We start from the raw sequence: 8,211 nt of genomic DNA on the forward strand, positions 1-8,211 counted from the left end.
GGGAGAAGACTCTAAGACCTGTCGGAGGAATCCATGAGAGCGGTCCATCTTCTCGCACTCGGTGCAGGCCTGGCGGTTGCCACGCCGGCGCTGGCCAACGAAGAACTGATGAAGCACCTCAACAACCCGGCCGAGCAGGCGCTTCAGACGGTTGATTACGCCAACACCCGTTACTCGAAGCTCGACCAGATCAACGCGGGCAACGTCAAGAACCTCCAGGTCGCCTGGACCTTCTCGACCGGCGTGCTGCGCGGCCACGAGGGCGCTCCCCTCGTGATCGGCAACATGATGTACGTCCACACGCCCTTCCCGAACATCGTCTACGCGCTCGATCTCGACCACGACGGCAAGATCGCGTGGAAGTACGAGCCCAAGCAGGATCCGAGCGTCATCCCGGTGATGTGCTGCGACACGGTCAACCGTGGCCTGGCCTATGCCGACGGCGCCATCCTCCTGCACCAGGCCGACACCACCCTCGTGTCGCTCGACGCCAAGACCGGCAAGGTCAACTGGTCGGTCGTCAACGGCGACCCGAAGAAGGGCGAGACCAACACCGCGACGGTTCTGCCGGTCAAGGACAAGGTCATCGTCGGCATCTCGGGCGGCGAGTTCGGCGTGCAGTGCCACGTCACCGCCTATGACCTGAAGTCGGGCAAGAAGGTGTGGCGCGGCTACTCGATGGGTCCGGACGACCAGATGCTGGTCGATCCCGAGAAGACCACCGCGCTCGGCAAGCCGGTCGGCAAGGATTCCTCGCTGAAGACCTGGGAAGGCGATCAGTGGAAGACCGGCGGCGGCTGCACCTGGGGTTGGTACTCCTACGACCCGAAGCTCGACCTGGTCTATTACGGCTCGGGCAACCCCTCGACCTGGAACCCGAAGCAGCGTCCGGGCGACAACAAGTGGTCCATGACGATCTGGGCGCGCAACCCCGACACCGGCATGGCCAAGTGGGTCTACCAGATGACCCCGCACGACGAGTGGGACTACGACGGCATCAACGAGATGATCCTCACGGATCAGAAGGTTGACGGCAAGGATCGTCCGCTGCTCACCCACTTCGACCGCAACGGCTTCGGCTACACCCTCGATCGCGCCACCGGCGAACTCCTCGTCGCCGAGAAGTACGATCCGGCCGTGAACTGGGCCACCAAGGTCGACATGGACAAGGGCTCGAAGAACTTCGGCCGTCCGCTGGTCGTGTCGAAGTACTCGACCGAGCAGAACGGCGAGGACGTGAACTCGAAGGGCATCTGCCCGGCGGCTCTCGGCACGAAGGACCAGCAGCCCGCGGCCTACTCGCCGAAGACCCAGCTGTTCTACGTGCCCACCAACCACGTCTGCATGGACTACGAGCCCTTCAAGGTGTCCTACACCCCGGGCCAGCCCTATGTCGGCGCGACCCTGTCGATGTACCCCGCCCCCAACAGCCATGGCGGCATGGGTAACTTCATCGCCTGGGACGGCGTGAACGGTAAGATCAAGTGGTCGAACCCCGAGCAGTTCTCGGTGTGGTCGGGCGCTCTTGCCACCGCCGGCGACGTGGTCTTCTACGGCACGCTGGAAGGCTACCTGAAGGCCGTCGACTCCAAGTCGGGTAAGGAACTCTACAAGTTCAAGACCCCGTCGGGCATCATCGGCAACGTGATGACCTACAGCCACAAGGGCAAGCAGTACGTCGGCATCCTGTCGGGTGTTGGTGGCTGGGCCGGCATCGGCCTCGCGGCTGGCCTCACCGATCCGAATGCCGGTCTCGGCGCGGTCGGCGGCTACGCGGCCCTGACGAACTACACCAACCTCGGTGGTCAGCTGACCGTCTTCGCGCTGCCGAACTAATCGGTCGCAGGAGATCAGCAAACTTCGGGTGCCGGCGCGGGTTTCCGCGCCGGCATCCTTATGATTTAGATGTCGTGGAAGAAGGAAGCGGCTGGGCTTGAATCCCGGTCCGGCCGGGTGTCTCAGGGAGAAACGTCAGTTGCATTACCTCAGCAAAACCGTTCTGCGGCCGTTCGTGGCCGCCCTCGCCCTAGCGACCGTCTCCGCGGTTGCCGTATATGCTGAGGATGCCAAGCCCGCCGACAAGTCCCTCGCCAACTCGCTGAATCCCGACGACAAGACCGCGGAGAAAGACGAGAAGCTTCTCGCCAAGGATGCCGCGGTAAAGGTCGAGGACGGCAAGTATTTCGATGCCGAAGGTCATCCCACCTTTCATGTCACCGAGAACGGCAAGAAGTTCGACTGGTACGCCTATTCGGGATACCGCCGCTATCACGCCGAGTGCCACGTCTGTCACGGTCCGGACGGCATGGGCTCGACCTATGCGCCCGCACTCAAGGACTCGCTGAAGCACCTCTCCTACGAGGAGTTCATCGGCATCCTGGCCGGCGGCAAGCAGGATGTGAGCGCCTCGGAGCAGAAGGTCATGCCGGCCTTCGGCGATAACAAGAACGTCATGTGCTACGCCGACGACCTCTACGTCTACCTGAAGGCGCGCGCCGCCGGCGCGATGGGCCGCATCCGGCCCAACGACAAGGAAGACAAGCCCGAGGCCGCCAAGAAGGCCGAGAAGGAGTGCCTGGGCGGTTGATGATGCGCCCCGGCCGGCTTCTCGCTGCCACGCTCGCATTCCTGCCGATCTCGGCAGGAATGCGCGATGCCGCCGCGCAGCACCTGCCCGACCTCGTCACGACGGACGTCCTGCGCGTCTGCGGCGACCCGGGCAACATGCCGTTCTCCGAGCGCAAGGAGGACGGCTTCGAGAACAGGATCGCGGCGATCGTCGCGGACGAGCTCAAGGTGAAGCTCCGCTACTACTGGTTGACCCAGGGCCCCGGCTTCGTCCGGAACACCCTGGGCACCGGCCTCTGCGACGTCATCATCGGGTCGGCTTCGGGCGCCGAGCTCGTTCAGAACACGAACCCGTATTACCGCTCCGCCTACACGCTGGTCTCGCGCAAGGGCGACCTCGCCGGCGTGGTGCGCCTCGACGATCCCAAGCTCAAGGGCAAGGCCATCGGCGTCATCGCCGGCACGCCACCGGTGAGCCGGATGGGCGATCTCGGCCTCGTCGGCACGATGAAGGCCTACGCCCCCTATCAGCTCGATCCGTCCCGCAAGCATCAGACGGTCGCCGCGGAGGTGATCGCCGACCTCGCCGACAAAAAACTCGACGCGGCGATCCTGTGGGGTCCGGCCGCGGGTTGGCTCGCCAAGCAGAGCGGGACGGAGATGGACGTGGTGCCGCTTCTGCAGGAGCCCGATCGCCCGTCGCTCGTCTTCCGCATCTCGATGGGCGTGCGGCACGAGGAGAACGACTGGAAGCGGACGCTCAACACGATCCTGCGCAAGCGTCGAGCCGACATCGAGCAGGTGCTGCGTGACTATCAGGTCCCCCTTCTCCAAGAGGAGGAGAACAGGTTGCTCGAAGCGTCGAAGCCGTGAGCCGGACGCGGGCCTCAGGCCGCCCCTGTCCCGCGTCGGGTCGGCCTGCCGGGCACGCGTCCCGCGCCGGCTCCAGAGCGTTATCTGCTGAAGTGGCCGCCGGTTCGACGATGGGCGCTGCGACGCCGTGAGAATCGGAGCGTTCTCCGCGATCCGGAGATCAGGGGAAGCGCACGATTCCGCTCGCATCGAGCCTGGACAGGGCCTCGCTCACCGTCTCGCCGCCGATGACGAGATCCGGGGCAATCTCGGCGAGCGGCACCAGCACGAAGGCGCGCTCGCGCACGAAGCGGTGGGGCAGGACGAGGCGCTCATCCGAGACCTCGGCGCCCGCATAATGCAGCACGTCGATGTCGATCACGCGCGGCCCCCAGCGGCGTGCGCGGACGCGCCCGAGCGCGGTCTCGACGGACAGGCACGCCTCGAGGAGGCCATGCGGGCTCAGGTCCGTCTCGACGCCGAGCGCCGCGTTCAGGAACCAGTCCTGATCGGTGTCGCCCCAGGGCGGCGTGCGGTAGGCGGCGGAGCGGGCGGTCACCAGGATGCCCGGCCTTGCCGCGAGCCCTTCGACAGCCGCGTCCAGCATCGCGGCCTTGTCGCCGATATTGCTGCCGAGCCCGAGATAAGCCTGGGTCATAAGCCTGCCTGAAGGGGCTGCCCGTCGCGGCCACGGGTGATCGCGATGCTGACGCCGTCGATCAGCGCGGGCACGGGAGCGCTCGGCTTGTCGACGCGCACGGTGATCGTTCGCAACAGGGCGAAGCGATCGAGACAGGCGCCGGCGATCGCCTCCGCCAGGGCCTCGATCAGGGCGAAGCGCCGTTGGGTCGCGATCTCCACCACGATCTCGGTGAGATCCGCGTAGCTGACGGTCCGGGCGACGTCGTCCGAGCGGCCGGCCTCGGCGAGGTCGAGGCCGCAATCGAGGGAGATGTAGAAACGCTGACCGAGACGCGCCTCCTCCGGCAGCAGGCCGTGATGAGCGAAGACCGCGATGCGCTGGACGAGGATGCGGTCGCTCATCGGCGGATGTCCGGCCGCATCACCGCGTCGACGACCCGCATCGCGTCGACATGGGCGGAGACGTCGTGCACCCGCACGATGTCGGCCCCGAGGGTCGCGGCGAGGACATGGCTCGCGATCGAGCCGTAGAGCCGATCGGCGGGCTTGGTATCGCGGTCGTGCAAGCGCCCGAGGAGCGACTTGCGCGAGACGCCGACGAGGAGCGGGAAGCCGAGCGCCCGGATCTCGGGCAGGCGCCGCAGGGCCTCGAGATGCTGCTCCCAGCTCTTGCCGAAGCCGATGCCCGGGTCGAGCACGATGTCGGCCTCCGGGATGCCGGCGCGGCGCGCGATGTCGAGAGAGCGCTCGAAGAAGCGGCGCATGTCGGCAACGATGTCGAGGCTCGCGTCGATCGCCTCGCGGTTGTGCATCACGATCACGGGGGCGCCGTGCTCGGCCGCCACCCGGGCGATGTCGGGCTCCCGCTGCAGGCCCCAGACATCGTTGACGATGCGGGCACCGGCCTTCAGCGCGGCGTCCGCGGTCGCGGCCTTGTAGGTATCGATCGAGATCGGGACGGGAAGGCGCGGGACAAGGCTGCGGATCACCGGCAGGACGCGCGCCTGCTCCTCGTCGGCCGGAACAGGCGTGTGGCCGGGCCGGGTCGACTCGCCGCCGACATCGACGAGGGCGGCCCCCTCCGCCACGAGACGCTCGGCCTGAGCCGAGGCCGCGTCCTCGCCGGCGAAGAGGCCGCCATCGGAGAAGGAATCCGGCGTGACGTTGAGGATGCCCATGACGAGCGTTCGCCGGCCGAGATCCGGCAGCAGACGGGCGAGATTGGCGGCTGTGTCGCTCACTGGAACGCGGGCCCTGCGGCTGGTGGGGCGTCGAGCCCCGGCATGGGCCGGATGTGGACGAAAGCGGGCTGCGAGGCAACGCCGTCATCGCGAGACGTTGAGGCGGCGCTCCTGAACGGCGAGCCCGCAGGGTCACACATCGACCCCGGCGCCTCTCGGAGGGCCCTGTCGACTCTGCGCCGCCTCACCTCGACCGCGCCGGACCCATCGAACGCCCCGAACCCTGCGCCAATGCCGCGGCGCGTCCCTGCACTCTCGCGCGCGGGCCGGGACGCGACCTCGTCCCTCAGCCGCGGAAGCAGCGGATCTCCGCTTCGGCCTGGGCGCGGCGGAGATCCGCGACCTTGTCGTCGAAGATCTTCGTCGACTTGAACTCGTTGGCGCGCTGGCCGATGCCCTGGCGCATGGACAGGATGGTGCTTGCCTGCACGTACTTCTCGTAGGACAGGATCGCCGCGAGCGCGTCGAGGGAGCAGGAGCAGCGCTGCAATGCCTCGCGTGTCTGGCCATTGGCCGCCATGCAGCCGAAGACGTAATCGGCCCGTGCCTCGGTCGGATAGTCATTCTCGAGATCGGCGGCCGCGAAGCCCGGCGCGGCCAGCGCCGCGAGGGCGAAGGCCGCGAGCGCCCCGCGCTCAACCAGCTTTCTGATCATAGCTCAACCGCTCCTCGAGGAGTTCGCCGCCCTCGGCATTCTTGGACTGGGCCTCGATCGAGACCAGTTCGCCCGGCACCGCCGGAGACGTGATGAAGGTGTAGGTCATGTTCGCCATGCCGCGCATGCGGTCGGCAAGCTTGTCGCCCTCGAAGGGCTTCGTCTCGACCCGCCAGCCGTCGACTTCCCGGCCCTGGTAGGTCACCTTGGTGGGCGTCACCGTGGCCCTGTCGCGCAGGCCTTTGCGGATGGCGTTCTTGAGGTAGCGCGGGTTCGCCTCGAGCACGCGCGCGAGGTTGATGAGGTGATGCTCGAGGAACAGCGTCATCACGGGATTGCCCGGCATGTCCTCGAAGGGGCCGGCCGGGAAGCGGTTCTGCCCGGAGAACATCTCGACGTTGATCGTGCGCTCGTCGGCCTTCTTGCCGGGCTCGAGCCGGAGCTTGATCTCGTCGGTCATCGGCGGCCCGAACGGACCCTTGGCGATGCCGGAGCGCCGCTGGTAATCGTAGGTCAGCGTCGAGCCGGGAGCCGTGTTCTTCATCTGCGGCTGCTCGAAGAGCAGGTCGGCGGCGGTCGGCGGCGCATCGGCATTGGCCCGGGTGACGGCCGGCGCAGCCGTCTGCGCCCGGCCGGGGCCGGCGGCGAGGGCCGTGCCGGCGAGCGCCAGGATGGCTGCGGTCGCGAGGGTCTTCACAGCGGTGCTTCCTCCTTGAGCGGCGACCGGACGTTGCTGCCGATCGTCCGATAGACGTAGTCGGGCGGGTTCTCGGCGGCCTCCTCGGCCGCCAGCGCCCGCACCTTGGCGTGGAGCGGCGACAGGGAGCAGGCCGGGTCGGTCGCCGCCGCATCGCCCGCGAGCGCGAGCGCCTGGCAGCGGCAGCCGCCCCAGTCCTTCTCCCGGCGGTCGCAGGAGCGGCAGGGCTCCTGCATCCACTCGGTTCCCCGGTAGGCCGTGAAGGCCGGCGAGTTCGTCCAGATGTCGGAGAGGGAATGATCCGTGACGTACCAGAACTCAAGCTGCGAAATTGTCTCGGCCGCGTGGCAGGGCAGCACCTTGCCCTGGGGCGTGACGTTCATGAGCTTGCGGCCCCAGCCGCCCGCGCAGGCCTTGGGATACTTCGCGTAGTAGTCGGGCACCACGAGGTCGATGACCAATTGGCCCTTCAGGCGCTCGCGCGCGGCCTCGACGATGCGGATCGAGGCGTCGACGTCGGCCTTGTTCGGCATCAGGGCGGCGCGGTTCACGTAGGCCCAACCGTAATACTGGGTGTGGGCCACCTCGAGCCGCTTGGCGCCGAGCTTCACCGCGAGGTCGATGAAGCCCTCGACCTCGTGGATGTTGCCGCGGTGGATCACGGAATTCAGGGTCAGCGGCAGGCCGAGGGACGTCACCTTCTCGGCGAAGGCCAGCTTCTGCGGCTGCGCGTTCTTGAGGCCGCCGATCTTCTCGGCATTCGCCACATCGACGCCCTGGACCGAGAGCTGCACGTGATCGAGGCCGACGTCGTAGAGCGCCTGGAGCTTGTCGAGCGCGCCGCCGACCCCGGAGGTGATCAGGTTCGAGTAGAGGCCGAGCTTGGCGCAGGTCTCGGTGATCTCGACGATGTCGTTGCGGGCCGTCGGCTCGCCGCCGGAGAGGTGGACATGCAGCACGCCGAGCGCCGCGGCCTCCGTCAGCACCCGCTGCCACGTCGCCGTATCGAGTTCGCGCGAGCGGCGGTCGAGCTCCAGTGGGTTCGAGCAATAGGGGCAGCGCAAGGGGCAGCGATGGGTCAGCTCGGCCAGGAGTCCGACCGGGGCGGGAATCGCTTGGCGGCTCGGCGTGATCGCGTTCATCGCTCCAGCACCCTCTTCGTCGCGAGGTCGTTGAGCATCACGAGAATGTCGGCCTCGATCAGCTTCGGGTCGGCGGCATAGGTCTCGCCGAGCGTGTTCGCGATGTCCGAGACCGTGCGGCTGCCGTCGACGAGGCTCAGCACGGCCACCGCGTTGTCGTCGAGGTCGAAGGTGCGCTCGGGCGCGAGCAGGACGTGCTTCTGGCGCGTCTCGTCGAAGCGCATGCGCACGCCGCGGGGCAGGCGCGGCGCATGGGCCGCCTCGATCCGGCCCGTGCCGGCGGCCCGGGGCGCGCCGGGCGCCTCGGGCACGAGACCGATGCCGGGGGTCCAGGCGTCCGGCGGGATCATGCCCGGCGCCACGTAGGCGAAGTAGAGCGCGTCGAGCTGCGTCCAGAGGACATTGCACTTGAAG

General features: G+C 67.7%; 10 protein-coding genes. 3 read left to right on the forward strand and 7 right to left on the reverse strand.

What is annotated here, in order from left to right; all coding sequences use genetic code 11:
• Positions 1-33: 33 nt before the first annotated feature.
• The 3 genes from xoxF1 to xoxJ all read left to right on the forward strand — a co-directional run bounded on the left by xoxF1 (position 34) and on the right by xoxJ (position 3,441).
• Positions 34-1,836 (forward strand): lanthanide-dependent methanol dehydrogenase XoxF1, encoded by a 1,803-nt coding sequence (gene xoxF1 / locus WDW90_RS19285; RefSeq protein WP_336489063.1) that lies wholly within the window; start codon positions 34-36, stop codon positions 1,834-1,836.
• Positions 1,837-1,975: 139 nt separating this feature from the next.
• Positions 1,976-2,587, forward strand: coding sequence for a c-type cytochrome, methanol metabolism-related (locus tag WDW90_RS19290; RefSeq protein WP_336489080.1), 612 nt, complete (start codon positions 1,976-1,978; stop codon positions 2,585-2,587).
• Positions 2,587-3,441, forward strand: a complete 855-nt coding sequence (gene xoxJ / locus WDW90_RS19295) for a rare earth element methanol dehydrogenase accessory protein XoxJ (RefSeq protein ID WP_431311078.1) — start codon at positions 2,587-2,589, stop codon at positions 3,439-3,441. Before WDW90_RS19290 ends, xoxJ begins: the two co-directional genes overlap by 1 nt.
• Before the next feature lie 160 nt (positions 3,442-3,601).
• Here xoxJ and folK read toward each other — a convergent pair whose 3' ends face one another.
• The 7 genes from folK to pqqD form a co-directional block, all read right to left on the reverse strand.
• Positions 3,602-4,078 (reverse strand): 2-amino-4-hydroxy-6-hydroxymethyldihydropteridine diphosphokinase, encoded by a 477-nt coding sequence (gene folK / locus WDW90_RS19300; protein ID WP_336489064.1) that lies wholly within the window; start codon positions 4,076-4,078, stop codon positions 3,602-3,604.
• Entirely contained in the window at positions 4,075-4,464 is a 390-nt protein-coding gene (folB, locus tag WDW90_RS19305; protein ID WP_336489065.1) for a dihydroneopterin aldolase, read from the reverse strand. The genes folK and folB overlap by 4 nt, the downstream gene beginning before the upstream one ends.
• Positions 4,461-5,240 (reverse strand): dihydropteroate synthase, encoded by a 780-nt coding sequence (gene folP, locus WDW90_RS19310; protein ID WP_336489082.1) that lies wholly within the window; start codon positions 5,238-5,240, stop codon positions 4,461-4,463. The genes folB and folP overlap by 4 nt, the downstream gene beginning before the upstream one ends.
• Before the next feature lie 349 nt (positions 5,241-5,589).
• Positions 5,590-5,958: a hypothetical protein gene (locus WDW90_RS19315; RefSeq protein WP_336489066.1), complete on the reverse strand. Its 369-nt coding sequence runs from the start codon at positions 5,956-5,958 to the stop codon at positions 5,590-5,592.
• A complete protein-coding gene (locus tag WDW90_RS19320) occupies positions 5,939-6,655 on the reverse strand; it encodes a hypothetical protein (RefSeq protein ID WP_336489067.1) in 717 nt (238 codons plus the stop codon). The genes WDW90_RS19315 and WDW90_RS19320 overlap by 20 nt, the downstream gene beginning before the upstream one ends.
• On the reverse strand, positions 6,652-7,797 hold the full coding sequence (gene pqqE, locus WDW90_RS19325) for a pyrroloquinoline quinone biosynthesis protein PqqE (protein ID WP_336489068.1): 1,146 nt from the start codon (positions 7,795-7,797) through the stop codon (positions 6,652-6,654). Before pqqE ends, WDW90_RS19320 begins: the two co-directional genes overlap by 4 nt.
• The coding region (gene pqqD / locus WDW90_RS19330; protein ID WP_336489070.1) for a pyrroloquinoline quinone biosynthesis peptide chaperone PqqD at positions 7,794-8,211 on the reverse strand (418 nt) is incomplete at its 5' end. The genes pqqE and pqqD, both read right to left, overlap by 4 nt.

It is taken from the genome of Methylobacterium nigriterrae, assembly GCF_037106235.1.
In the GTDB taxonomy this organism is placed as follows: Bacteria; Pseudomonadota; Alphaproteobacteria; order Rhizobiales; family Beijerinckiaceae; genus Methylobacterium; species Methylobacterium nigriterrae.

Coding starts and splice junctions, on each gene's coding strand:
- xoxJ (WP_431311078.1), top strand. CDS start 2,587: ATGATGCGCCCCGGCCGGCTTCTCGCTGCCACGCTCGCATTCCTGCCG.
- WDW90_RS19315 (WP_336489066.1), bottom strand. CDS start 5,958: ATGATCAGAAAGCTGGTTGAGCGCGGGGCGCTCGCGGCCTTCGCCCTC.
- pqqE (WP_336489068.1), bottom strand. CDS start 7,797: ATGAACGCGATCACGCCGAGCCGCCAAGCGATTCCCGCCCCGGTCGGA.
- folK (WP_336489064.1), bottom strand. CDS start 4,078: ATGACCCAGGCTTATCTCGGGCTCGGCAGCAATATCGGCGACAAGGCC.
- folP (WP_336489082.1), bottom strand. CDS start 5,240: ATGGGCATCCTCAACGTCACGCCGGATTCCTTCTCCGATGGCGGCCTC.
- xoxF1 (WP_336489063.1), top strand. CDS start 34: ATGAGAGCGGTCCATCTTCTCGCACTCGGTGCAGGCCTGGCGGTTGCC.
- folB (WP_336489065.1), bottom strand. CDS start 4,464: ATGAGCGACCGCATCCTCGTCCAGCGCATCGCGGTCTTCGCTCATCAC.